The following is a 24918-nucleotide window of genomic DNA, read 5'->3' on the forward strand; positions in this document are numbered from 1 at the left end:
TAAAAGTTCCTTGAAAACTGGCATCACTGAAGACCGATTTGCACATTCAACACGGCGGCGCGGCCATCATGCAAGGCTTGCAAACAACGGGCGATCGCATCGGGGACATCTGCAGGGTCGCTCACACATTCACCGAAAGCACCAAAGGCTTGCGCCACTTGCTCAAAGTGGCGCTCAGGGCCTTGCAAACGGGCTTGAAATTCATTGGACTGCGCAGCTTCGCCGTCGGGGTACACACGCAGCACCGCTTCTTTGACCGCCTGCCATCCTCCGTTGTCCAACACCACGGTGAAGATGGGCAAGTTGTAACGCTGCGCCGTGGCATACACCGAGGTAGGCGTTGAGAAATGAAAGCCACCATCGCCAACGATGTTCACCACCCGAACGTCAGGCTTGGCGAGTTTCACCCCCAGCGCCATGCCGCCGCTGTAGCCCAAACCACCCCCGGCCCCCCCCAACAAGGTGAGCGGTTGGCTACGCGAAATTTGGTTCAGCACAGCAGGTGTGTTGCGAATGGCCTCGTTGATCACCACATCGTCGGGCGCCAACGCTTGCCCGAGCTGCGCACACAGGTAGGCAGGACTGATCGCACCTGGCTTGCCTGGCTGAATGCCTAATTTTTCGATGTTGGCTTGACGCTGTTCGTGCTCAATTTGTATCTGTGCCATGCGCACAGCGACACGCGTGTGAAATGCAGCATCGGCCAGGGCCTTCACGTCATCGATCACTTGTCGCAACACCGTGGCGCAATCGGCCTGCAAACGCACATCGGTGGCAAAGCCCCACATAGGGAAATCTTTTTTGATGGCATCCACATCCACTTGTGTCCAGTGTGTGTGCGGGTTATCTTGCAAGAATTTGGGCAACCATGGCACGTCTACATCGAGCAACCACCCCACGTCGGTACTCGCCATGGAAACACCGGGATCGAACCCCGCAAAGCAAGGCGAAGCACGCGAGATACACAAATAGCTGGGGCTGAATTCAAACACCCGAATGCCGCACAGCTCGGCCAGGGCTTCCAGCGCCTGAACCGCTTCTGGTTTGCGCCCCAAATACGACGTGACGACGATGGGCCGATCGGCGGCCATCAGTTGCTCGGCCAGGCGACGCGCTGTTGAGGGTTCAACGCCACCGGCTAACACTGGGCCATATCGCTCGGCACTGAAGGCTTTCGCTTGGTCGTCGCCCCACGACTCGGCCAACACCTCACGGGGCAAGGTCAGATACACCGGGCCCGGCGGGTCACTTTGCATCACGGAATGACCACGGCGCAACACCTCTTGGGTGATCACGCCACTGGGCAAGTTGTATTCCCATTTCACATACGGGCGCACCAAGCTGGCGATGTCAAACGGGTCTTGCACAAAGTGCACATAGTTGTCTCGCGAGCCTGGCAACTCACCGCGCAAGGTGTAGGGGGCCTTACCGGCAATGAGCATCACAGGCAATCGTGCTCGGAACATGTTGTGCATGCCCATGGCCGCGTTGGCGGTGCCAGCGTCCACATGCACCATCACCGCCTGCCCTTTGCCTGTCACCGCGGCATAGCCTGCGGCCATGTGCATGGCCACGTTTTCATGCGGACACAGCACCACATTGGGATGCGCCAAGCCCTCGCGGTCCCAACGGGCCAGCTCTTCAATCAAAGAGACATGGTCTGTGCCCAAGTTGGAAAACACATGGTCCACCCCCAAATCTGTCAGCCCCTTCCAAAAATAATGGGAGGTGGTGGCGTGGGTGTCAGAGTGCATATGAAACGGGCTCGGTGTATTTTCGTTAGCATGCTAGCAATCATTCTTCCCGCTTCTCGCTAGGGGATTCCCTAGAAAATACCAGCGCTTACTCGGGCTGAATGCCTGAGCGTTTGATGACTTGCCCCCACGTATTCATTTCTTGCGTCACCCAGCGCTCTAACTCTTGCTGTGTGCTCGGCAATGGCTCAATGTTGAGATCTTTCAAGCGCTGCTTGACATCCGCTGACGCCAAGCTTTGAACCAAGGCTTTCTGCAATTCCCCCGTCACATCCCCAGGCGTGCCGGCGGGTGCAAACAAACCCCACCAAGAACCCACCTTCATCTCAGGCAACGAGGCACCCGCTTCCGCAAAGGTCGGGACGTTGGGCAAACTCGCGGCACGTTTATCCCCTGTGATCGCCAAGGCCCGCAACTTGCCCGATTCGACCAATGCCTTGGCACCACTCAATCCCGTCACCATGATGTGGATGTGGCCTGCCACCAAATCGTTGATGGCGGGGTTGGCGCCTTTGTAGGGAACATGGACCAGGTCAAGCCCAAACTTCGACTTGAACAGCTCCATCGCCAAGTGGGTGGTATTACCGGCACCCGCAGATCCAAACGTCAACTTACCCGGATCAGCCTTGGCGAGCGCCATGAGCTCTTGCAAATTCTTAGCAGGGAAATTTTGATTGACCAGCATCACCAAAGGTGCCGAAGCGATCAAGCCAATAGGTGCAAAATCTTTTTGCGCGTCATAAGCCAAGTTTTTATAAAGAAACGGATTCACAGACAAATTGATGTCGCCTAACAGCAGGGTGTAGCCGTCAGCCGGCGCTTTGGCCACCGCCGTGAAACCGACGGTCGCCCCAGAGCCTGGCCGGTTTTCAATCACCACAGTTTGTTTCAGCAACTCGCCCATCTTTTGGCCAACGATTCGCCCCAAAACATCGGTGGGTCCACCGGCCGCATAGGGGATGATCAGTTTGACAGGACGCTCTGGATAGACGGGACTAGCCGCATGCGCCAAGGCCAGCCCAAAACCCAACACCACCGCCAAGCAGCGCTGGCCCCAAATCAACAGATTGAACATGCCCATCTCCTAGGAATCACGCAGACAAATTCTGCGTGATTGAATCTAGCGGAACCTACCCCGAACCTGGGTCAACTACACGACAGCGTATCGAGAGAACAGGCAGTAAGGTGTGGCGTATATGTGAATGGGCTTTGAAAGGACACCATGAAATTGGTTCGCTTTAACGACGGACGCATTGGCGTCACGGATGGACAGCGCGTGGTCGACGTCACCACACTGGCAGGCGTGGATGCAGCTGCATGGCCACCTGTGGGCATGAATCAGGTCATCCAAAACTTTGCAACACTCGCCCCTGCTTTTGCACAAGCCTTAGCCACGCAAGCTGGCATGCCCATCGCAGACGTTCATTTGCAAACGCCCATCCCGTGGCCCAACAAACTGCTGGCCTACCCGGTCAACTACCACGACCACGCGACCGAAATGGCGACACGCGGGCTGGCCAATGTCCAAGGGTTTTTCTTAAAAGCCAACTCCTCGTTGTCGGGCGCGTCTGAGCCGATTGAACTCCCTGCCCTACCTGGCCGCGAGATTCACCACGAGTGTGAAATCGCCCTCATCATTGGCAAAATAGGTCGCCAAATTCCGGTCGAGAAAGCGCTGGACCATTTGTTTGGGTACGCCTGCTTGCTAGACATGACCATTCGCGGCAAAGAAGAGCGCGTGATGCGCAAGTCTTACGACACCTTCACCCCCGTGGGCCCCTGGATCGTCACCGCTGACGAAGTGCCCGACCCTTGCAACATCGACATGAAGCTGTGGGTCAATGGCGAATTGAAACAACAAGCCAACACACGCGACTTGATTGTGGACATCGCACACATGATTTCAATCGCCTCTTCCGCCGCCACCCTGTACCCGGGCGACATCATTGCCTCTGGCACACCTGCGGGCGTGGGCCCTGTTCATGCAGGCGACCGCGTCAGCATTGAAGTCGCGCACATCGGACGCATGGAAATCCCCGTCGTTCAAGGCACACGCGGCGCCAACATCGTGTTTGAAAAACCCTATGAATTTGTTCGGGCCAGTTGAATCATGCGCACCACCTTGCAAAGCGTTCAATCCGCCCAAAGCCTCGACGACCTTTACCCTTTACTGGCCGCTAACCATTTAACGGCAGGCTGGCATAAAAAGCGGGCTTCTCTTTGGAAAACGCCCAACACGGCGTTCCTGCCACGCCATTGGTCTTATGAACTCGGACGATTGGCTTTGGATCAAGCGGGTCGTTGGATTGGCACCGAATTGGCCGAGCGGCGCAACCTACTGCTGTTCAACCCCGTCGGAGACAACGACTACGACACCGTGCGCACGATGGTTGCTGCCTACCAAATGATCAAGCCTGGCGAATACGCGCGCCCCCACCGACATACACCCAACGCCTTGCGCTTTGTGCTGGATGCCAAGCCCGGCGTCTTCAGTGTGGTCGATGGCGTGCAATTGCCCATGTTGCCCGGCGACGTCTTGCTCACGCCGAGTGGTTGCTGGCACAGCCATTTCAATGACAGCGACAGCAATGCGTATTGGATTGATATCTTGGATGTGCCATTGGTGCATTTGCTAGAGCCCATGTTCTTTGAAGAATTTGGCCAAGCGCACCAGCCCGTCGAGCAGCAGCCCCTGAGTCACCCCTTCTGGTTTCAAAGCGCGCAGGTGCAGTCTGAACTTAACCAGGCACCACAAACAGGAGGCGTCAGACGTGTGCCCCTCCACACCGCGGACCACTTTTTGACGCAAGCGTTGAACTTCATCCAGCTGCAACCCCAAGCCAGTACCCAAAAACACCGCAGCACTGCCAGCCGTATTTTTTCTGTGGCCCAAGGCTCAGGGCACGCCACCGTCGGCGAGCTGCAAGTGACGTGGCAGCCCGGCGATGTGCTGGCTGTTCCTTCGTGGACCGAATTTGAAATCAGGGCACATGAGACGTCCCTGCTCTTTGAAGTCAACGACGAACCAACACTCAAAAAACTTGGTTTTTACAAAGAATCTGCATGACACACCCGAGAATCTTGATTGCCGGAGGCGGCATTGGCGGCCTCGCCACGGCACTCACCTTGCTACAAAACAACATCGATGTTGAGGTTTACGAACAGGCCAGCGAATTGCGGGAAGTCGGTGCGGGCATCCAAATCAGCCCCAACGGCAACCGGGTGCTAGACCACATGGGCGTGTTCGAAGCCTTAAAGGCCCTCTCCAGCCCCACCCAGGGCAAAGAAATTCGGCTCTGGAACACAGGTCAAACTTGGCCCTTGTTTGACCTTGGGAAGGCAGCCATTGACAAATATGGTTTCCCCTACATGACGGTCTTTCGCCCGCACCTGCTTCAGGTCTTAGCAGACGCGGTGCAGGCCCTCAAACCCGATGCGATTCATTTGAATGCGCGCTGCAACGGCTTTGAGCAATCCGAGGCGGGTGTCACCCTGCACTTTGACGGTGCAGCCTCGGTCAGCGGCGATGCCTTGATTGGTGCCGATGGCTTGCACTCCAAAATACGCGCCGCCTTGTTTGGCGCAGCGCCCCCAGACTTCACGGGCATGGTGTCTTGGCGCGCTTTGATTCCCATGGAGGTGTTGCCCGAGCACTTGGCACGGCCTGTGGCCACCAACTGGGTGGGCCCCGGCGGACATGTGGTGCATTACCCACTGCATGCCGGCAAGGTCATGAACTTTGTGGGCACGTTGGAAGGCAACACCTGGTCTGGCCCGCCTTGGGTTAGCCCTGCGACTGTGGACGCTGCCTTGACCGCCTTTGAAGGTTGGCACGAGGACGTCCAAACCATGATTCGCCATGCCCCCTCGTTTTTGAAATGGGCTTTGTGTGGCCGTCCCTTTTTAGACCACTGGTCGCAAGGACGAGTCACTTTGATGGGCGACGCTTGTCACCCCACCCTGCCCTTTTTGGCGCAAGGCGCCGTCTTTACCTTGGAAGATGCGGTCGTCTTACAGCGCTGCATCCGTCAAGATGCCCAGGATCTGCCAACGGCCCTGAAACGCTACGAAGCAGCACGCCAAGAACGTGCTTACCGCATGGTGCGTGGCGCCAGCGACAACACCTCGCGTTTTCACAACCCCATCTTGGCGAATGCCGAACAGGGTGTGGCCTTCATTGAACGCGAGTGGCAACAAACCGCCATCGGGAGCCGCTACGACTGGATCTTCAATTACAACGCCATCACTGCCGAGATTTAGGAGTTTTCATGACCACAACGCCACGCACCATGCGCGCTATCTTGGCACGCACCCCGGTGATGCCGATCTTGACTCTCCATGACGCCAGCACGGCGGGGGATTTGGCACAAGCCTTGGTCAAAGGCGGCATCCATGTGTTTGAGGTGGTGATGCGAACACCACAAGCGGTTGCTGCGGTGCAAGCCATGCGCGAAGCCACGCCCGAGGCAGACATCGGCATGGGCACCTTGATGACGCCTGAAGACGTGGTGCGCGCCCAACAAGCCGGTGCCCAATTTGGGGTGTCGCCGGGCCTCACACCCGAACTCGCGCAAGCCATTCAAGCGCATCACATGCCCTTTTTACCGGGTGTGGCCACAGCCAGCGAGGTCATGCAGGCGCGCGCGTTTGGCCTGAAAGAACTCAAATACTTCCCAGCACAAGGCCCTGTGGGGGCCGCTTGGCTCAAAGACATGAGTCAAGTATTTCCAGACGTGCTGTTTTGCCCCACTGGCGGCATACGTCCAGCCCATATTCCCGATTATTTGGCCTTGCCCAACTGTTGCACCGTAGGCGGATCGTGGGTGGTGCCCACTGATTTGTTGAACGACCGCGACTGGGCGGGCATCACGGCTTTGGCGCAACAAGCCAGTCGTTTTCAAACACCTTAAGGATCACGCACGATGAAGCACCCCAAACGCATGGTTGCTCTGGGTGCCATCTGCACCACGGCGATTTTTCAAGTCCCCGAAATCCCACCTCCACCTGCCAAAGTTTTAGCCACCCAGCGTTGCACGGTGGTGGATGGCATGGCCATCTCTGCCGCCTGCGCGTTTCAAAAACTAGGCGGTCAAGCGCAGGTGTGGGCTCGTGTGGGGGATGACGCGGACGCTCAGGCAATGCGACTCGCGCTCGCCTCCGAAGGTATAGACCCCAAGGGCCTGTTCACCGTCAAAGGCACACAGTCCTCCCACGCCAGCGTGATCGTGGATGCAAAGGGTCAGCGATTGGTGGTGCCATTTCATGACCCACAGGTGGACACGTCGCCAAGTTGGCTGCCACTGCAAGACTTGTCAAACGTCGATCTGTTGCACTGCGATGTTCGATGGCCCGAGGGTGCTGAAACTGCCCTAAGGGCCGCACGCGAACAAGGCGTGTCCACCATGGTGGATGGCGATGTCGCGCCGCGACCTGTGCTCCAGCGCTTGATGCCGCTGGCAGATTACGCGGTGTTCTCAGACGCGGGTCTGTTGGCCTACACCGGTCTTCACAACGTCCAAGAAGCTTTACTGACCGTGGCAGCCCAGCACAGTCAACACGTGGGTGCCAGCTGCGGCGAAGACGGGTATTACTGGGTAGAAAACGGTCACATCGCGCATGTGTCTGCGCTGCAAGTTGACGTGGTGGACACCTTGTCAGCGGGTGATGTGTTTCATGGCGCATTCGCTCTAGCAGTTTTAGAAGGCCAAGGCATCGCGGCCGCAGCTCGCTTTGCCTGCGTCGCAGCCTCCTTGAAGTGCACCCGCTTTGGCGGAAGGCTGGGCTGCCCCAGCCGCGCTGAGGTATTGGCAGCCTTGGATCAGCGTTCGTAATTTTTCAACTGTCAATAGTGGCCTCGGGTAATCCCGATTCGCAGCTGTCGCACGCATTACCGATGTTTAAGCAGGCAGAGGATTTAAATGCAAACAGGTGCTGTGCCAGCTGCGCAGCGACCTTTCACCACTTGAACAATCTAAGGAGACACGCATGATGATTCGCCGAACCCTGATGAAGTCATTGGCCTGCGCTGCAGCCGCCCTGTCCTTGTGCGGCACAGCCATCGCACAAAGCTATCCAAGCCGACCTTTGACCCTGATCGTGCCTTGGGGTGCGGGGGGTGGCACGGATGCTACGGCGCGCATCGTGGCTGCCTTGCTCGAAAAAGAAATGGGTCAACCGGTGAACGTGGTCAACCGCACCGGTGGCAATGGTGTGGTGGGTCACTCGGCCATCGCCACAGCGCCCGCAGATGGCTACACCATCGGCATGATCACCGTCGAAATTTCCATGATGCATTGGGCGGGTTTGACACAGCTGTCGCCCACAGATTACACCCCCTTGGCCTTGATGAACATCGATCCCGCAGGTGTCACGGTGCGCGCGGATTCGCCCTACAAGAACCTGAACGATTTGGTCACTGCCATCAAAGCCAACCCCGGTAAATTCAAAGCATCGGGCACGGGTCAAGGCGGCATTTGGCACTTGGCCTTGGCGGGCATGCTCAACGACATGAAGATCCCCACCACAGCCGTGCCTTGGGTTCCTTCGAACGGCGCAGCGCCAGCCATGAACGATTTGGCTGCTGGTGGTATTGAGTTTGTGACCTGCTCACTGCCTGAAGCACGTGCGCTGATCGATGCAGGCAAAGCGCGACCTTTGGCCTTGATGGCCGCTCAGCCATCCGCCCTGTATCCCAACGTGCCAATTCTGAAATCTGCCGCAGGCAGTAACTGGGCCATTGGTGCATGGCGCGGGCTGGCTGCGCCCAAAGGCATCCCTGCAGACATCCAAGCCAAACTCGGTGCCGCCCTTAAAAAGATTTATGACGGCCAAGAATTCCAAGGCTTCATGCAACAACGCGGCTTTGGCACGATTTACGCTGACAGCAAAGGCTTTGAGCAATTCATGGCCAAAGGTGATGCTGACATGGGCGTTGTGATGAAGTCGTTGGGCTTGGCGAAGTAACTCACTTATGAAACTCAACGACACGATCATGGGGGTAGCGCTGTTGGCACTGGCGCTGGCCATCTTGCAAACGGTTCAACAGTACCCCGTCATTCCAGGACAAAACATTGGCCCTGGGGCCTTTCCTGGGTTGCTGGCGACGCTGCTTGCGGTCTGTGCGGTGCTCTTGATCATCAAGGGCTTGAAAGCCAAACAGCACCAGGCGTGGATTGAGGTGGGAGGCTGGGTGAAATCATGGTTTCATTTGCGAAACTTTGTGATCACCATTGGCTGCCTGCTTTTCTACATCTACTTTTCGGACCGCTTGGGATTTTTGATCTGTGCAACCGCCATCGTGTCGTTGATGTTTTGGGCGTTAGAAGTTCGCGCCAAATTGATCTTGCCCATCGCAGCCACGGTGGCCTTGATCATTCACACCATCTTTTACAAAGGACTTCGTGTTCCTTTGCCATGGGGCCTCTTAACCCCTTTCCAATGGTAATCAAGGACACCCCATGACGACTGCTGTTTTGCTTCAAGCCTTTTGGCTGGTGTTTGACCCCTACGTGTTGCTGGTGATTTTGTGCTCGGCCATGTTTGGCCTTTTTGTCGGGTGTATTCCGGGCTTGAGCGCCACCATGGCCACAGCCTTGTTGGTGCCCATCACCTTTTTCATGCCACCCGTTCCCGCCATCGCGGCCATCGTGACCGCCACCGCCATGGCCATTTTTTCGGGGGATATTCCGGGTGCCTTGCTCCGCATACCTGGCACGCCAGCATCAGCCGCCTACACAGATGAAGCGTATCAAATGACCCTCAAAGGTCAAGCTGAGGTTGCTTTGGGCGCGGGCTTGGTGTTCTCGGCCATTGGTGGTTTGTTTGGCACTTTGGTTATGGTGATGTTCTCGCCGGGTTTGGCGGAAATTGCCTTGAAGTTCTCCTCCTTCGAGTACTTTTGGCTGGTGGTTTTGGGCCTCGCCGGTGCTGTCTTTATTGGCAACACCAGCGTCTTGAAGGCCTGCGTGTCTTTGCTACTGGGCTTGCTGATTGCTTGTATTGGTTTAGAGAACCCTGCGGCTCTGCCTCGCTTCACATTTGGCATGAACGAGCTCATGAGCGGGGTTGAACTCATTCCCATGATGGTGGGCATGTTTGCCGTCTCGGAGCTGCTGCGCTACATCACCAACACCGATCCAACACCGGTCATCGCGACTGAAAAGATTGGCAATATTTTTGCGGGCATGTGGGGCTTGTTGAAGAAATACCGCTGGCCCTTGGTACGTGGCAGTGCGTTGGGCACAGTCATCGGTATTCAACCCGGTTCTGGGGCCGACATGGCGTCTTGGCTCAGTTATGCCATGAGCAAAAAATTCTCCAAAGAGCCTGAAAAATTTGGCACAGGTCACATTGAAGGCATTGTGGAGTCTGGTGCCGCCAACAACTCATCGCTGGCAGGCGCTTGGATTCCCGCCATCGTATTTGGCATTCCTGGTGACTCCATCACAGCGATTGCGATTGGCGTTTTGTATTTGAAAAATATGAACCCAGGCCCAATGATTTTTGTGAACAACCCCGAAAACATTTACGCCATTTTCTTGGTCTTCATTTTGGCCAACATCATCATGGTGCCCCTGGGTTGGCTGACGGTTCGAATCGCCACCAAGATCTTGAAAGTACCGCGCAACATCTTGATGCCCATCATTTTGTTATTCTGTATCGTGGGTTCTTTCTCCATCAACAACTCGGTCTGGGGCGTCACTTTGATTTTGTTCTTTGGCTTGGTGTCTTTCTTTCTGGAGGAAAACGGTTTCCCTGTTGCACCGGCAATTTTGGGCGTCGTATTGGGCACGATGATGGAAGAAAACTTTGTCACCTCCATGATCAAGTCCGATGGTGACCCGTTGGTGTTCTTCACACGCCCCATCGCCATGTGGTTGGCAGCGAGCACCTTCATCATTTTGTTGTGGCCCGTAGGCACGTGGTTGTTCCAAAAATTGCGAACACCCAAACTGGCATGACCACGCAAAACCCGCTGCTTAACGCCCCGATCTTTGCCACCATTTGGAGACTCAGCCTCCCTAACATGATCGCTATGGTGGGGACGGCCTTGGTCACCATCGCCGAAACTGCCTACATCGGGCAACTGGGCACCTTTCCCTTGGCAGGGATTGCCTTGGTGTTTCCCATGATCATGCTGCAACAGATGTTGTCTGCAGGGTCAATGGGCGGTGGCATTTCGTCAGCCATCAGCCGCGCCATTGGCGCTGGCGATGACCACAAAGCCAACGCCTTGGTGTGGCACGCCACGCTTATCAGCTTGGCGCTGGGCCTGTTTTTCAGTGCTTTGTTTTTGATCTGGGGTCGTGACATTTTTGCGCTGGTGGGTGGCACCGACCAAGCCCTCGATCAGGCGGTGATTTATGCCAATGTGGCCTTCACGGGGGCACTCAGCATTTGGCTCACCAACGCCTTTGCCTCTGCCATTCGTGGCTCAGGCAATATGAAAACGCCTTCGGTCACCTTGATGTGGGTAGCCGCTGGGCAAGTCATTTTGGGCGGTGCCTTGGGATTGGGATGGGGTCCCATTCCTAGGCTGGGCATTGGCGGGGTTGCGGCGGGTCAAGTGATCGCGTTCAGCTTGGGGGCGTTGTCTTTGTACCGCTATCTGCGCTCAGACCAAAGTCGGGTGCGCTTGCAATTCTCAAGTGAGCTGAATGGGCTCTTTTTCAAGGACATCCTCAAAGTCGGGGCAGTGGCCAGCATCTCGTCCTTGCAAACCGTGCTGACCATTTTGATTCTCACCAAAATCGTTTCTGGCTTTGGCGCAGAGGCATTGGCAGGTTACGGCATTGGCACGCGCTTGGAGTTTTTGTTGATCCCCATCACGTTTGCCATTGGCGTGGCGTGTGTGCCCATGGTGGGCATGGCCTTAGGCGCGGGGCAAGTCACACGCGCACGGCAGGTGGCGTGGACGGGCTCAGGGCTTTCAGCCGTGATCGTGGGGGTCATCGGTGCCATCGTGGCTGTCTTTCCAAACGCTTGGTCGAGCCTCTTCACCACCAACGTCGCTGTTTTAGCCAATGCCAACAGCTATTTCTCTTGGGCTGGCCCGTGCTACGGTTTTTTTGGCTTTGGCTTGTGCCTTTACTTCGCTTCGCAAGGCGCGGGCAAGCTCATGGGACCTGTGCTGGCAGGCACGCTGCGATTGGTGATGGTCACCGCGGGCGGGCTCATGCTGGTGACGCAAGGTGCACCGGTGGAAGACATGTTTGCCCTCATTGGCTTGGCCATGCTGGCCTACGGCATAGCGACGGGCTTAGGCGTCTACCTGGTGTCTTGGAAAGAAAACTAAATTGACAGTCATTCACGCCAAAGCGTCGAACTGGTGACAGCTCAGCGCCCCACGTCCATCCATACTTCACACATCATGAAACTTTACTTCTCCCCCACCTCCCCTTACGTCCGCAAATGCATGGTCACCGCGTTTGAGCTCAACTTGGCCGACCAAATTGCGTTCTTGCCCGCCAGTGCGCACCCCATCAACCGCGATGCCACCATCGTCGCCAACAACCCGCTGGGCAAAGTGCCCACCCTGCTGACTGACGACGGCCAAGCGCTGTACGACAGCCGGGTGATTTGCGAATACCTCAACGCCATCGGCCATGGCAGCTTGTTGCCCGCCAACGGCCCCGAACGTTGGGAAGCGCAAACCCTGCAGGCTTTGGGTGATGGGATCTTGGATGCCGCTTTGTTGGCCCGCTACGAAACCGCGGTCCGGCCCGAAGCCCTGCGCTGGCCCGAGTGGGTGGCAGGCAAGCTGGACGCCATTCGCACCTCGCTGGCTTACTTAGAGCAGCACCCCGAAGTGTTTGAGCGCCCCTTTCATTTGGGCTTGCTGACCATTGGCTGCGCACTTTGGTATTTGGATTTGCGCTACCCAGACTTGGCGTGGCGTGAGAACTACCCCACCGTGGCCAAGTGCGCTCAATCGCTGATGACGCGACCCTCAATGACCCAAACCTGGGCGATGCCATGAAGGCCGTCTGGTACAGCCAAAACGGCGAAGCGCGTGACGTTTTGGTCTTCGGCGAACTGCCCACGCCCGAGCCAAAAGCAGGGGAAGTTCGGGTCAAGCTGCACACCTCAGGCGTCAATCCGTCCGATGTGAAATCTCGTAAAGCGCGGCCAGTGCAAGACCCTGAAATCATTCCGAACAGCGATGGTGCAGGCGTGATTGATGCCATAGGCGACGGCGTGTCGTCAGCCCGCCTAGGCGAGCGCGTTTGGGTGTGGAATGGCCAATGGCAACGCCCTTGGGGCACGACCTGTGAGTTCATCACCCTGCCGGAAGCGCAAGCTGTGCGTCTGCCCGATCACATCGACGACGCAGCAGGTGCTTGCATGGGCATTCCCGGACTGACCGCGATGCAGGCCGTCTTGTTAGCGGGCGATCTGGCGGGTGACTTGACCGGTAAAACCGTGTTGGTCACTGGGGCCTCCTCGGCCGTGGGGCACTACATCGCGCAAATGGCCACGCTCGCCGGTGCACATGTCATCGGCACCGTGGGCTCGCAAGCCAAAGCCCTGCACGCCAAAGAAGCTGGCGTGCGTGACATTATTTTTTACAAAACCGAGTCGGTGCCTCAGCGTATTCAAGCCATCACCCAAGGCCGAGGTGTGGACTGCATCATCGATATGGACTTCTCCACCACCACCGACTACATCGCGCAAGGCGTCTTGAAAGCGCACGGTACGGTGGTGTGCTACGGCTCCAACAACGCTGGTGTTGTTCCTGTCACCTTCCGGCCTTTGCTGTGGGGCTCGATCAACCTGAAATTCTTCTTGGTCTACGACTTGCTGCCGAAAGACCGCGAACGCTGCGTTGCACGTTTGACGGAGTTGCTGGAGCGCCAACAACTGCGCCACTCCATTGGCCAGCGCTTCAGCTTGGCCCAAACAGTGCAAGCGCATGAGTGCGTTGAAGCCGGACAAACCATTGGTCAAGTCGTCATTGATCTTTCTTAAACGAGGCCTCGCATGGACCTGCAACTTGCCCACAAACACATCCTCATCACCGGCGGCAGCAAAGGCATTGGCCTGGCCTGCGCGGACGTTTTTTTGCAAGAAGGCGCGCGCGTCACCTTGGTCTCGCGTGACTTGACCAATTTGCAAAATGGCAAAGCCTACTTGATAGCCCGCCATGCGTCAGCGCATGTGCACACCATCGCTGCTGATTTGCGTTTGGCCGAGTCGGGCACTTGGGTGCTTGATGAAGCTGAAGCGACGCTGGGCCCCGTCGATGTGTTGGTCAATTCAGCGGGTGCGGCCAAGCGAACCCCCGCTGCCGAGCTCACGCCGCAAGACTGGCACGACGCCATGCAAGCCAAGTATTTTTCATACATCCACATGATCAACCCAACCATCCAGCGCATGGGTGAGCGCGGCGAAGGTGCGGTGGTCAACGTGATTGGTGCGGGTGGCAAAGTGCCCAGCGCCATCCACATGCCAGGCGGTGCGGCCAATGCCGCGTTGATGCTGGCCACTGCGGGCATGGCCAACGCCTATGCAGGCAAGAATATCCGTGTGAACGCCGTCAACCCCGGCTTGACGGTCACCGATCGGCTCAAAGAGGGCTTCGCGGCAGACGCACGCGCCAACGGCATCTCCGAAGACCAAGCCCTAGAACGCGCCAGCGCACGCATTCCCCTTGGGCGCATGGCTGACCCCGTCGAAATTGCCAACGCCGTGGTCTTCTTGGCCTCGCCACGGGCCAGTTACATCACGGGCATCAGCTTGACCATGGATGGGGGCATGAACCCCATGGTGGTTTAAACGGAGCTGTTGTGCTCCTGCCACCACACCAGATGTTCCGACGAGTCTGCCGGACCGAGACCCATCTGCTCAGCGCATGAAAAAACGTCCAAGGCTTGGGACGTCAAGGGCAACGACACCCCTAATTTCTGGGCATGCGCCAGCATCGAGCGAATGTCTTTGACCACCGTGTCAATGGGCACATTGACGGTGCCTGAGCGACCATCGATCATGGTTTGCGCGATCAAGGGGCCACGGTTTTTCAGCACGTTCGGGCCACCCGAGGAGTCTGAAAAAATATCGATCACGCGCTTCGGCTCTAAACCCAGCGGCTGAATCAAGGACAAAGCCTCGGCCAGGGTTTGCCAGTACACCATCAGCGGCAAATTGATGGCCAGCTTCATCATCGACCCCGACCCATGCGCGCCCACATGCTCCACGCGGCGGCACATTTGGTCTAGCAAGGGTTTGATCTTTTGCACCTCGGCGGCATCGCCGCCCACAAAGGCCATCAGCTTGCCCTCTTTGGCGGGACCAATGCTGCCCCCGACCGGCGACTCGATGTAGATGCCCCCAACGGCCTCCACTCGCTTGGCCATTTCTTGCTGCTTCAAGGGCGACACGGTGCTCATCTCTAAGAACACCTTGCCCTGCGTGGCGCCGGACAACAAACCATGGGCAGACAAATACACCTCGTCCAAGGCCTGTTCGTCGGTCAGCAAACCAATGACCACCTCCGAGCACGCCACCAAGGCTTGCGGCGTAACAGCCCAGCTTGCACCTAATTTGCGCGCGCCCTCTGCACGGGCTTCGGTGCGGTTCCACACCGCCACCTCATGACCTAGCGACAACAAGCGCCCCGCAATCGCGGTGCCCATCTTTCCCGTTCCAGCGATACCAATTTTCATACAGGCTTTCAATCTAATTTCATGTCGCGAATGATGCCGCGAAATTGGTCCATCTGACGGCGCAGCATCGCATCTTGCTCAGCGGGTGTTGAGCCCACGGGCTCTGCTGCCATGTCGGCCAAACGCTTCACCACATCGGGGTGCCGCACAGCAGCCACCACTTCTTTGTGCAAACGCTCAATGATGTCTTTGGGTGTTTTTGCGGGGGCAAACACACCATTCCAACCTTCGAGCTCCAAGTTTGGATAACCCAGTTCTCGCACTGTGGGGACATCCGGCAAGCCGGCCACACGCTTGGAGGCGGTGGTGGCAATGGCACGCAAGGTGCCAGATTTGATCTCGGCCAGTGACGACGACAACTGGTCGCCCCCCACTTGAATGCGACCCGACAACAACTCTTGCTTCAGCGGCGCGGCGCCTTTGAAGGGCACATGCTCCATCTCCACCTTGGCTTCTTTCTTGAAGGCTTCGCCCAACACATGCACGGCAGAGCCAGGGCCTGTAGAGCCATAGTTGTATTGCAGGCTCTTGTTGGTGCGCAGCAAATTGGCCAATTCACGCAAATCTTTGACGGGCACGCTGGGATTAGCTGTCAGCATGAAGGGCACATACACCGCAATGGACACACCTGCAAAGTCGGTGTCCACGTTGAAAGGCGAGCGATTGGCCAAAGTCTGCGCCACAGTGGCGAGGGGAAAGGTGAGGTTGTGCATCATGATGGTGTAACCATCGGGCGCGGCCTTGGCCACCAAGTCAGCACCAATGGCGCCCCCTGCCCCACCCCGGTTATCCACCACCACGGGCTGGCCCATGGACTCGGTCATACGCTGCGCCACGATGCGCGCCACGATGTCCGTGGTGCCGCCCGCAGGAAACGGCACGATCATTTTGATGGGCTTGGATGGGTAACTTTGTGCCAACGCGTGAGGCACGGCAGCCAACGCAAAAAAGCCACCGAGAAGCGCGGCGAGCCATTGACGGCGAGGGGTCAGATGTTTTGTCATGTGTGTCTCCTGATTTTTTATAAAGTCGAACGTAGAACTTTCAAGGCTGTGGGCCCCAAGGCGCGTTCAACATAAGTTTGTTTTCTTGGGACAGCATCAGCGGCCGGATTTGCTTGGCAAAGGCCATGAACTCGGGGTCGTTGTACACCCCTGCCCAAAACGCGCGACGGTCAGCATCGTCGTCAAACTTCCAGATGTGAATCAACTGATTGATCGCGCCAATGTCACCCGTGAAATAACCCACCAACTTCTTGGGGTGCTTTTCTAAAACGGGCCATCCTTGGGTTTTGTACAACTCAACCAACTCCGACAATTTGCCCACAATGGCGGTGTAGGTTCGTAATTCATAGATAGCCATGCTGTCACTCCTTGTGTTGAACAAAATCAATGTAAATAAGGATCGCATGGCATGGCACATTGCGATGTCGCGCGTCGGACATAATTCAATGCAAAGGAACACACCCATGGGCGCTCAATGGAAAGCCAAACACAAAGACTTGGCTGCAAATGCAAAAGGCCGAGTCTTCGGCAAACTGTCTAAGGACATCATGATTGCGGCGCGCAGTGGTGCCGACCCCGCCGCCAACGCGCGACTGCGCTTGGTGATGGAACAAGCGCGCAAAGTCTCCATGCCCAAAGACACGCTGGACCGCGCCATCAAAAAAGGCGCGGGTCTGACCGGCGAAACCGTGAACTTTGAGCACGTCATTTACGAAGGCTTTGCCCCGCATCGCGTGGCCGTGATGGTCGAGTGCTTGACCGACAACGTGAACCGTACCGCTCCCGAAATGCGCGTTCTGTTTCGCAAAGGCCAGCTGGGCACCTCGGGCTCGGTGTCTTGGGACTTTGACCACCTTGGCATGATTGAGGCGGAACCTGCCAATGCAGATTCAGATGCCGAGCTGGCCGCCATCGAAGCCGGTGCACAAGATTTTGAAGCGGGCGAAGAAGAAGGCACTACGCTGTTTTTGACCGACCCCGCCGACCTCGATGTGGTCAGCAAAGCGTTGCCCGAACACGGCTTCACCGTGTTGTCTGCCAAGCTGGGCTACAAGCCCAAAAACCCCATCGATCCAGCCACCTTGAGCGCTACTGATCTAGAAGAGGTTGAAACCTTTTTGGCTGCCATCGATGCCAACGACGACGTGCAGCATGTCTACGTCGGCTTAGCGGGCTAAGTCATGACTCAAATTCCAGCTTGCCCCCAATGTGCCCAAGAAAACACCTACGAAGACGGCACCAACTTCGTCTGCGCGGACTGCGGTCACGAATGGCCCCAAGCGGCAACCGCTGCTGAAGAAGACGACGAGGCGGTGGTCAAAGACGCCAACGGCACTGTGCTGCAAACAGGTGACGCCGTGGTGTTGATCAAAGATCTCAAGGTCAAAGGCTCATCCACCACGCTCAAAATGGGCACGAAGGTCAAAAGCATCCGCTTGGTCGGCGGCGACCATGAAGTGGACTGCAAGATGGACGCAGGCAACTTCGTGCTGAAAGCCTGCTTTTTGCGCAAGGCCTAACACCCCTTTTTTAACCCGCTTTAAATCGTCACCCCGCCATCCACCACGATGCTTTGGCCGGTGACGAAAGAGCCCGCTCTAGAGGCTAAAAACACAGCAGTGCCCGCAATCTCATCAGGCTCGCCAATCCGGCGCAATGGTGTGGTGCGCGTACGTTCGGTGAGCATGGCCTCGTCTTCCCACAGCGCACGCGCAAAGTCGGTTTTGATCAAGCCTGGGGCAATGCAGTTCACGCGCACGTTATGCGGCCCATATTCCACCGCCAAGTTGCGCGCCAGCTGCATGTCGGCGGCTTTGCTGATGCAATACGCGCCAATCACGGGCGAGCCACGCAAGCCACCAATCGATGACACGATGATGATGGAACCCGATTTTTGAGCCGTCATCTGCGGTGCCACCATAGTGATGAGCCAATGGTTGGCCACGATGTTGTTGTCTAAGATTTTGCGGAACTGCGCGTCAGCAATACCAGCTTGCGGCCCGTAATACGGGTTGCTCGCAGCGTTGCACACCAGCACGTCAATGCGTCCAAACTGGCGGTTGGTCTCGGCCACCAAATGCTCTAAATCTTCTTTGGACGAGATGTTGGCAGCCACGGCCATCGCACGACCCGCGCCATGTTTGGCGTTGATGGCGGCCACCACCTCGGCGCAAGCATCGACCTTGCGTGACGAAATGACCACACGCGCGCCATGCTCCGCCATGCGCTCGGCAATGGCGCGACCAATGCCGCGTGACGATCCCGTGATGATGGCGACTTGGCCTTCTAAATTGAACAAATTCATGGCTTGAACCCTTACTCGGCTTTCACGCCAGCGGCGTTGATCACCTTGGCCCATTTGACAATTTCTTCGTCCAAGAACTTACCCGCTTGCTCAGGGCTGCTGCCCACGGACTCAATGCCTAAAGCCTCAAATTTGGCACGCAACTCTGGCGAGTTGATGGCCTTGGCGGTTTCGGCAGACATGCGGTTCACGATGTCTTTAGGCGTGGCGCTGGGCGCTAAGAAAAGCACCCAGGTCGAGCCCTCGATGGCAGGACCGCCAGCTTCAGCAATGGTGGGCACCTCGGCCGCACCCGGCACGCGTTTGTTAGAAAACACGGCCAAGGGTTTGATCTTGCCGCTGCGCACATGCGGCATCATGGCGCTGGCTGTGTCGGTCAAGACTTGCAAATTACCACCCATCAAATCAGCCAATGCAGGTGCGGTGCCTTTGTAGGGCACATGCACCATGTCGGCACCCGAGACTTGCTTCAACAACTCTTGCGTCAAATGCGCGGCAGCACCCACGCCAGACGAACCAAACGCCACCTTGCCGGGGTTGGCCTTCGAGTAGGCAATGAGCTCTTTCACGTCCTTAACAGGCAAGCTGTTGGTCACCGTCATCACCAGCGGGGCAATACCAACCAGCGAAACGGGGGCAAAGCTTTTCACCACGTCATAGGGCAAACGGCCTGCGTACAAGGTGGCGTTGGCGGCATGGGCGCCAATCACCGTTACAAACGTGTGGCCATCAGGCGCTGAACGTGCGGCGAGGTCAGCGCCCAGAATCGAATTGGCACCCGGTTTGTTCTCGATCACGATGGTCCAGCCCGTTTGCTCTTGCACCTTTTGCACCACCATGCGGGTGGCGTTGTCGGTGATGCCGCCGGGTGTGTACGGAATGATCCACTTGATGGGCTTGCTCGGCCACGCGGGGGCTTGCGCTTGCGCCCACGCAGGCATTGTCAACAGCAAGGCCAGTGCGGCACGTTTGGCGAAATTCACAGTTTGCATGATGTCTCCTCTTGAAGTGAAAGGCCTCGCTGGGCCACTGGATTGATTATGGGGAGCGCACTTTGGCTTCGTGCGTCTGCTAGGCGACAGTCACACACTAGGACAAACCTCAGGGAGGTAGCGTGTGGCGCGCGATTACAGTGCATCGCACCATGACACCACCGCGCATTGCCCTCATCCACGCCACGGCCTTGGCCATGACGCCCATCACCGAAGCCTTCGCCCGACACTGGCCCAGCGCCCGTTGCCAACACCTGCTAGACGACACGCTGTCACGCGACCGCGCCAGCGCAGGCGAGCTCACCGAGGCCATGGTGCAGCGCTTTGTCGATTTGGCGCTGTACACACAACGCGCTGGCGCTCAAGGCATTTTGTTCACCTGCTCCGCCTTTGGGCCCGCCATTGAACGGGCCGCGCAAGCGACCGGCTTGCCCACCCTCAAACCCAATGAAGCCATGTTCGAAGACGCACTCGCGATGGCGCAACCGGGCCGCGTGCTGCGCATTGGCTTGTTGGCCACCTTCGCCGCCTCCATAGCCGCCATGTCAGAAGAACTGCTTGCGCTGGCTCAATCACGCGGCATCACCATTGAGCTGGCCACCGGTTTTGTGCCCGAAGCCATGCAAGATTTGGCAGAAGGCCGCGCTGACATGCACCACCAAAAAATTGCAGCGGCTGCGCCCCAGTTGCCGCCCTGCGATGTGGTGATGCTGGCTCAGTTCTCGATGGCCGCCGCCCAACCCCTCGCCCAACAGCACAGCACTGCACCTGTGTTGTCCAGCCCCGATTGCGCCGTCTTGGCCCTCATGAAACGCATGCATCATGTCTGACACCCGCGTCACCTTTGACCAACTGAACCACTTCATCCGCCAGACCATGCTGGCCTTGGGACTGCCCCCCGAGGACGCCGCCACCGTCGCCCGACTGATGGCCCAAGCCGACTTGCAAGGCTCGGATGGGCACGGCGTCATTCGCATTCCGCAATACGCTCGCCGCATCTTGGCGGGCGGTGTGAACACCACGCCCACCATCCGCGTCAAAGAAGAACGCCTCGCCACCGCCTTGCTCGACGGCGACAACGGCATGGGCCACTTGGTGATGCAACGCGCCGCCGACATGGCCATCGAGAAAGCGCGTCGCTGTGGCATGGCTTGGGTGGGCAGCCAATTTAGCAACCACGCAGGACCGGCGTCTTTGTACGCACGCATGCCCTTGGCGCACGACATGATTGGCCTGTACTTTGCCGTGGGTAACGCCAACCACTTGCCGCCTTGGGGCGGTCTAGACATGCTGCTGTCGACCAACCCAATTGCCGTGGCCATTCCGACCCAAGACGAAACGCCCATCGTGCTCGACATGGCCACCACCGTGGCCGCTTATGGCAAGGTCAAAGCCAAAGCACAGCGCGGCGAAATGATGCCCGAGGGCTGGATGATCGACCGCCAAGGCCAGCCCCTGCTCGACCCCAAGCGCAGCGAAGAAGGCTTCTTGATGCCCATCGGCGGCTACAAGGGCTATGGCCTGTCGCTGATCGTGGGCTTGCTGGCCGGCACGCTCAACGGTGCGGCCATGGGCAAAGCCGTGATCGACTTCAACAAAGACGACACCAGCGTAACCAACACCGGCCAAGCCATCGCCGTCATCGACCCCTCAGCGTTTGGCGACATCGGCGAATTCAAAGCGCGTGTGGACACCTTGGTGCGCGAGTTACGCGCCAGCGACCGTATGCCCGGTGTGGACCGCATTTGGCTGCCCGGCGAGCAAAGCGAAGCCAAACGCCAAGACTACACGGCGCACGGCATTCCCATCGCCTCCGCCTTGACGCAGCAACTCAACCAAGTGGCTGACCGCTTGACCGTTCCGCGATTGAGCGACACACCCACTTCATTTTTATAACGCGCTAGTAACGCAGGAGTTTGACCATGCAAAGACGACAAGCCTTACAACACGGCGTGATAGGTTTAGCCACACTGGCCAGTTTGGGCACTGCCCCTGCTTGGGCACAACAGGCCTACCCCAACAAGCCCATCAAACTCATCGTGCCCTTGGCTGCAGGCAGCGCCGTCGACAACGCCGCACGCATCGTGATGCAAAAAATGGCCGTCAGCATGGGCCAAGGCATTGCCATCGAAAACCAAGCTGGAGCGGCGGGTTTGATTGGGGCCGACCGCGTGGCCAAATCTGCGCCGGACGGCTACACGCTGGGCGGCTTCAACGACAGCATCATGACCATGCTGCCCAATCTGCAAAGCAAGATGCCTTGGGACATCCTGCGCGACTTTGAGCCCATCTCCTTGGTCGCCACCGTCGAATGGGGCTTGGTCGTGCCAGTTGACTCGCCCATCAAAACAGCGGCCGATTTGATCGCCGCAGCGCGCCAAGCGCCGGGCAAGGTCAACTACGGCTCGGGCGGCAACGGCAGCCCACAACACATGGCGATGGCTTTGTTTGCCTCGCAAGCGGGCGTGCAACTCACCCATGTGCCCTACAAAGGCGCCACCCAAGCGGCAGTGGGTGTGGCAGGCAAAGAAGTCGATGTGGCGTTTCAAGGCATTGCCACCGTCAGTTCGTTGGTGAAAGCAGGCAAGTTGCGTTTGATTGCGGTGACGACGCCCAAGCGCTTGGCGCAGTTTCCCGATGTGCCCACCGTGGGCGAGTCGGGCTTGAGCGGTTTTGAATTTAACTCGTGGTTCGCCTTGATGGCACCCGCCCACACACCCAAACCCATCGTCAAGCAACTGCACCAAGAGGTGAGCAAAGCACTGGGCGATGCCGCCGTGCGCGAGCAACTCATGGGCCTAGGCCTCACCCCACGCGGCACCAGCCCTGAAGACTTAGCAACGGCACTGCGCGCGCAACTGGCACGCTACGAAGCCTTGATCAAGCAGGCCAACATCAGCGCGGATTGAGCCTAAAGCACCTTGCTGCGGCTGGACTTGATCTCGGACACCTTCTTCTTGCCCTCTAAGCGCCGCTTCTTGGAGGCGTAAGTGGGCTTGGTGGCTCGGCGGGTTTTGGGCGCGTGCTCGACGCTTTGCACCAACTCCAGCAAACGCGCAAAAGCCTCGATGCGGTTCATGTCTTGGCTGCGATGCTCTTGCGACTTGATGACCACCACCCCATCACGCGTGATGCGGTTGTCCCGCAAACACAGCAAGCGCTCTTTCACATCGTCAGGCAGTGAAGAGGCCCAAATATCGAAGCGCAGGTGAATGGCGCTGGACACCTTGTTCACGTTTTGCCCGCCCGCGCCTTGGGCACGGACTGCGGTGACTTCGATTTCGGATTCTTGGATTTCCAGCACGGCTTAAATATGCCAACCCGGCACAAAACTCATACCCCACAAAATGAGGCTGATGGTGAAAAACGACGCGACGGTGGTGACCAATAAGGCCGAGGCGCAAAACCCCGCCAGCCCGTGGCGTTGCGCCAGCAGCGGGTAAATGCCCAGCATCGGCATACCGGCCAACAAAATAGCCGACACCTGCAGCGACGACTCCATGGGCCCCACCACCCACAGCATCAAACCGACCATCAAGGGGTGAAGCACCAGTTTGCCCAAGGCAATCCAACGCACTTGGCGCAACAAGCCTTCCATGCGCATGCCCACCAGAGTGCCGCCGTTCACAAACAAGGCCAAGGCCGCACAAGCAGCGGCAAACATATTGGTGGTTTTGGCGAACACGGGGGACAACTCAAGGTCGAACAGTGAAAAGCAAAAGCCCAGCACGATGCCCCACATCATGGGTAGCTTGCACATGCGCCACAAACTCTCTTTGACGGTGTGTTGCCATGAGGCATGCTCGGACTCGCCACTGTCGGCAATGGCCAGGGCCAAAGGAATGATCAGTAGGTTTTCAATCAACACCGTCAACGCCAAAGCCACACCCGCAGCCGGCCCCAACACTTGCAACAAGATGGGGTAGCCCACGTAGCCACTGTTGGACGAGCTGAAACCCATGGCCACCAAGCCGCTTTCGGTCAACCCTTTGTGGCGCAACCTGCGCCACAACACCAAACCACACGCAAAGGTCAACAACGATCCCACACCATAGGCCACCAAATACCGAGGATGCAACACATCTGAAAAATTGCGGTTGGCCAAGGCGTTGAACAACATGGCGGGCAGGCCAAAGTTCAACACAAAACGCCCCATCACCTGCCCATCTGCCTTGCTGAACATGCCGCGGTGTGTCGCGACAAAGCCCATGCCAATCGACAGATAAATCGGGCCGGTGATGGTGAGGATGTTGAGCATTTAAACCGCTGTTTTGTCCAAGCCCAGCAAACGCACCGCGTTGTCTTTCAAGATGCCAGGCATCACCTCGGGTTTGAAACCGGCGACTTCAAAGTCTTTCATCCAGCGCTCGGGCGTGATCAGGGGGTAATCACTGCCAAACAACACGCGGTCTTTGAGCAGCGTGTTGGCGTATTGCACCAACTGTTTCGGAAAGTACTTGGGGCTCCAGCCCGACAGGTCAATCCACACGTTGGGCTTGTGCGTGGCCACACTCAAGGCCTCGTCTTGCCAAGGAAAGCTGGGGTGGGCCATGACGATTTGCATGTCGGGCCAGTCAATCGCCACGTCGTCCAAATGCATGGGGTTGCTGTAGGCCAAACGCAAGCCGCCACCGCAGCGCATGCCGCTGCCAATGCCGCTGTGGCCGGTGTGAAAAATGGCGGGTAATTTGTAATGGTTGATCACTTCGTAGATGGGCCAGGCCATCTTGTCGTAAGGGTGGTAGCCCTGTACGGTGGGGTGAAATTTGAACCCTTTGATGCCGTCTTCTGTGATCAAACGCTCGGCTTCGCGCGCACCCATCTTGCCCTTGTGCGGGTCGATGCTGCCAAAGGCAATCATCATGTCGCTGTTCTTTTTGGCAGCGTCGGCGATCTCTTCGTTGGGGATGCGACGGCGTCCCAGTTGCGATTCACTGTCGACGGTGAACATGACCAAACCGATTTTCTTTTCGCGGTAATACGCCACCGTTTCGTCGATGGTGGGGCGCAGGCTGGAGCCAAAGAACTTGTCAGCGGCGCGGTCGTACTCTTCGCCGTAGCTGTCAAACGGGTTGCGGCAACTCACCTCGGCGTGGGTGTGAATGTCGATGGCAATGAGGTTTTTGTAATCCATGGGCTTGTCTCCTTGGGGGTGGATGCTAAGGGTGGGTTGAGGGACGAAGGTTCAAACAGTCTGGACTA

27 protein-coding genes are annotated in these 24918 nt (G+C 57.6%); 17 read left to right on the forward strand and 10 right to left on the reverse strand.

What is annotated here, in order from left to right; translation table 11 throughout:
• Positions 1 to 23: 23 nt before the first annotated feature.
• Both B9Z42_RS11120 and B9Z42_RS11125 read right to left on the reverse strand, forming a co-directional pair.
• A complete protein-coding gene (locus tag B9Z42_RS11120) occupies positions 24 to 1754 on the reverse strand; it encodes a thiamine pyrophosphate-requiring protein (RefSeq protein WP_100133461.1) in 1731 nt (576 codons plus the stop codon).
• 88 nt (positions 1755 to 1842) lie between these two features.
• The gene (locus B9Z42_RS11125) at positions 1843 to 2829 is read right to left on the reverse strand and encodes a tripartite tricarboxylate transporter substrate binding protein (RefSeq protein ID WP_158235945.1); all 987 of its coding nucleotides are present in this window, start codon (positions 2827 to 2829) and stop codon (positions 1843 to 1845) included.
• Positions 2830 to 2976: 147 nt separating this feature from the next.
• Here B9Z42_RS11125 and B9Z42_RS11130 point away from each other — a divergent pair, with 147 nt between their 5' ends.
• The 12 genes from B9Z42_RS11130 to B9Z42_RS11185 all read left to right on the forward strand — a co-directional run bounded on the left by B9Z42_RS11130 (position 2977) and on the right by B9Z42_RS11185 (position 14528).
• Positions 2977 to 3861, forward strand: coding sequence for a fumarylacetoacetate hydrolase family protein (locus B9Z42_RS11130; protein WP_100133463.1), 885 nt, complete (start codon positions 2977 to 2979; stop codon positions 3859 to 3861).
• A 3-nt stretch (positions 3862 to 3864) separates the two neighbouring features.
• Positions 3865 to 4821, forward strand: a complete 957-nt coding sequence (locus B9Z42_RS11135) for a cupin domain-containing protein (RefSeq protein WP_100133464.1) — start codon at positions 3865 to 3867, stop codon at positions 4819 to 4821.
• Positions 4818 to 6014 (forward strand): FAD-dependent monooxygenase, encoded by a 1197-nt coding sequence (locus tag B9Z42_RS11140; RefSeq protein WP_100133465.1) that lies wholly within the window; start codon positions 4818 to 4820, stop codon positions 6012 to 6014. Before B9Z42_RS11135 ends, B9Z42_RS11140 begins: the two co-directional genes overlap by 4 nt.
• A gap of 8 nt (positions 6015 to 6022) precedes the next feature.
• Positions 6023 to 6664: a bifunctional 4-hydroxy-2-oxoglutarate aldolase/2-dehydro-3-deoxy-phosphogluconate aldolase gene (locus B9Z42_RS11145; RefSeq protein WP_233203616.1), complete on the forward strand. Its 642-nt coding sequence runs from the start codon at positions 6023 to 6025 to the stop codon at positions 6662 to 6664.
• A gap of 12 nt (positions 6665 to 6676) precedes the next feature.
• Entirely contained in the window at positions 6677 to 7585 is a 909-nt protein-coding gene (locus B9Z42_RS11150) for a PfkB family carbohydrate kinase (RefSeq protein ID WP_100133466.1), read from the forward strand.
• Positions 7586 to 7739: 154 nt separating this feature from the next.
• Positions 7740 to 8717: a tripartite tricarboxylate transporter substrate binding protein gene (locus tag B9Z42_RS11155; RefSeq protein ID WP_233203617.1), complete on the forward strand. Its 978-nt coding sequence runs from the start codon at positions 7740 to 7742 to the stop codon at positions 8715 to 8717.
• 7 nt (positions 8718 to 8724) lie between these two features.
• Positions 8725 to 9198, forward strand: coding sequence for a tripartite tricarboxylate transporter TctB family protein (locus B9Z42_RS11160; protein ID WP_100133467.1), 474 nt, complete (start codon positions 8725 to 8727; stop codon positions 9196 to 9198).
• Between the two features lie 13 nt (positions 9199 to 9211).
• Positions 9212 to 10714 (forward strand): tripartite tricarboxylate transporter permease, encoded by a 1503-nt coding sequence (locus tag B9Z42_RS11165; RefSeq protein WP_100133468.1) that lies wholly within the window; start codon positions 9212 to 9214, stop codon positions 10712 to 10714.
• On the forward strand, positions 10711 to 12048 hold the full coding sequence (locus B9Z42_RS11170; protein ID WP_100133469.1) for an MATE family efflux transporter: 1338 nt from the start codon (positions 10711 to 10713) through the stop codon (positions 12046 to 12048). Before B9Z42_RS11165 ends, B9Z42_RS11170 begins: the two co-directional genes overlap by 4 nt.
• A 75-nt stretch (positions 12049 to 12123) precedes the next feature.
• On the forward strand, positions 12124 to 12732 hold the full coding sequence (locus tag B9Z42_RS11175; protein ID WP_100133470.1) for a glutathione S-transferase: 609 nt from the start codon (positions 12124 to 12126) through the stop codon (positions 12730 to 12732).
• The gene (locus B9Z42_RS11180; protein ID WP_100133471.1) at positions 12729 to 13721 is read left to right on the forward strand and encodes an NADPH:quinone reductase; all 993 of its coding nucleotides are present in this window, start codon (positions 12729 to 12731) and stop codon (positions 13719 to 13721) included. Before B9Z42_RS11175 ends, B9Z42_RS11180 begins: the two co-directional genes overlap by 4 nt.
• Positions 13722 to 13733: 12 nt before the next feature.
• On the forward strand, positions 13734 to 14528 hold the full coding sequence (locus tag B9Z42_RS11185) for an SDR family oxidoreductase (RefSeq protein ID WP_100133472.1): 795 nt from the start codon (positions 13734 to 13736) through the stop codon (positions 14526 to 14528).
• Here the strand turns inward: B9Z42_RS11185 and B9Z42_RS11190 are convergent.
• The 3 genes from B9Z42_RS11190 to B9Z42_RS11200 are packed head-to-tail and all read right to left on the reverse strand — an operon-like array spanning position 14525 to position 16777.
• Positions 14525 to 15415 carry an NAD(P)-dependent oxidoreductase gene (locus B9Z42_RS11190; protein ID WP_100133473.1) on the reverse strand — a complete coding sequence of 297 codons (891 nt, stop codon included), beginning with the start codon at positions 15413 to 15415 and terminating at the stop codon, positions 14525 to 14527. The genes B9Z42_RS11185 and B9Z42_RS11190 overlap by 4 nt on opposite strands.
• 8 nt (positions 15416 to 15423) lie before the next feature.
• Positions 15424 to 16419, reverse strand: coding sequence for a tripartite tricarboxylate transporter substrate binding protein (locus tag B9Z42_RS11195; protein WP_100133474.1), 996 nt, complete (start codon positions 16417 to 16419; stop codon positions 15424 to 15426).
• A gap of 40 nt (positions 16420 to 16459) precedes the next feature.
• Positions 16460 to 16777, reverse strand: a complete 318-nt coding sequence (locus tag B9Z42_RS11200; RefSeq protein ID WP_100133475.1) for an NIPSNAP family protein — start codon at positions 16775 to 16777, stop codon at positions 16460 to 16462.
• 106 nt (positions 16778 to 16883) lie between these two features.
• Here B9Z42_RS11200 and B9Z42_RS11205 point away from each other — a divergent pair, with 106 nt between their 5' ends.
• Positions 16884 to 17597, forward strand: a complete 714-nt coding sequence (locus B9Z42_RS11205) for a YebC/PmpR family DNA-binding transcriptional regulator (protein WP_100133476.1) — start codon at positions 16884 to 16886, stop codon at positions 17595 to 17597.
• Positions 17598 to 17600: 3 nt separating this feature from the next.
• Positions 17601 to 17939: a zinc ribbon domain-containing protein YjdM gene (locus B9Z42_RS11210; RefSeq protein WP_100133477.1), complete on the forward strand. Its 339-nt coding sequence runs from the start codon at positions 17601 to 17603 to the stop codon at positions 17937 to 17939.
• 20 nt (positions 17940 to 17959) lie between these two features.
• Here B9Z42_RS11210 and B9Z42_RS11215 read toward each other — a convergent pair whose 3' ends face one another.
• Both B9Z42_RS11215 and B9Z42_RS11220 read right to left on the reverse strand, forming a co-directional pair.
• Positions 17960 to 18724, reverse strand: a complete 765-nt coding sequence (locus B9Z42_RS11215; protein WP_100133478.1) for an SDR family oxidoreductase — start codon at positions 18722 to 18724, stop codon at positions 17960 to 17962.
• 11 nt (positions 18725 to 18735) lie between these two features.
• The gene (locus B9Z42_RS11220) at positions 18736 to 19716 is read right to left on the reverse strand and encodes a tripartite tricarboxylate transporter substrate binding protein (RefSeq protein WP_100133479.1); all 981 of its coding nucleotides are present in this window, start codon (positions 19714 to 19716) and stop codon (positions 18736 to 18738) included.
• Between the two features lie 152 nt (positions 19717 to 19868).
• Between B9Z42_RS11220 and B9Z42_RS11225 the strand changes: the two genes are divergently transcribed.
• Genes B9Z42_RS11225 through B9Z42_RS11235 form a run of 3 tightly spaced genes read left to right on the forward strand, consistent with a single transcriptional unit; the run spans position 19869 to position 22625 of the window.
• A complete protein-coding gene (locus B9Z42_RS11225) occupies positions 19869 to 20546 on the forward strand; it encodes an aspartate/glutamate racemase family protein (protein WP_100133480.1) in 678 nt (225 codons plus the stop codon).
• Positions 20539 to 21612 carry an Ldh family oxidoreductase gene (locus B9Z42_RS11230; protein ID WP_100133481.1) on the forward strand — a complete coding sequence of 358 codons (1074 nt, stop codon included), beginning with the start codon at positions 20539 to 20541 and terminating at the stop codon, positions 21610 to 21612. Before B9Z42_RS11225 ends, B9Z42_RS11230 begins: the two co-directional genes overlap by 8 nt.
• A 26-nt stretch (positions 21613 to 21638) precedes the next feature.
• Entirely contained in the window at positions 21639 to 22625 is a 987-nt protein-coding gene (locus tag B9Z42_RS11235; RefSeq protein ID WP_100133482.1) for a tripartite tricarboxylate transporter substrate binding protein, read from the forward strand.
• Positions 22626 to 22627: 2 nt separating this feature from the next.
• Here the strand turns inward: B9Z42_RS11235 and arfB are convergent, their stop codons facing one another.
• From arfB to B9Z42_RS11250, 3 genes are read right to left on the reverse strand one after another with little or no spacing between them, the layout of a single operon-like run.
• Positions 22628 to 23020 carry an alternative ribosome rescue aminoacyl-tRNA hydrolase ArfB gene (gene arfB / locus B9Z42_RS11240; protein WP_100133483.1) on the reverse strand — a complete coding sequence of 131 codons (393 nt, stop codon included), beginning with the start codon at positions 23018 to 23020 and terminating at the stop codon, positions 22628 to 22630.
• 3 nt (positions 23021 to 23023) lie between these two features.
• On the reverse strand, positions 23024 to 23974 hold the full coding sequence (locus B9Z42_RS11245) for an AEC family transporter (RefSeq protein ID WP_100133484.1): 951 nt from the start codon (positions 23972 to 23974) through the stop codon (positions 23024 to 23026).
• The gene (locus tag B9Z42_RS11250) at positions 23975 to 24850 is read right to left on the reverse strand and encodes an amidohydrolase family protein (protein ID WP_100133485.1); all 876 of its coding nucleotides are present in this window, start codon (positions 24848 to 24850) and stop codon (positions 23975 to 23977) included. It abuts the gene before it with no gap.
• Positions 24851 to 24918: the final 68 nt, after the last annotated feature.

The organism is Limnohabitans sp. B9-3 (assembly GCF_002778325.1).
Taxonomy (GTDB): domain Bacteria; phylum Pseudomonadota; class Gammaproteobacteria; order Burkholderiales; family Burkholderiaceae_C; genus Limnohabitans; species Limnohabitans kasalickyi.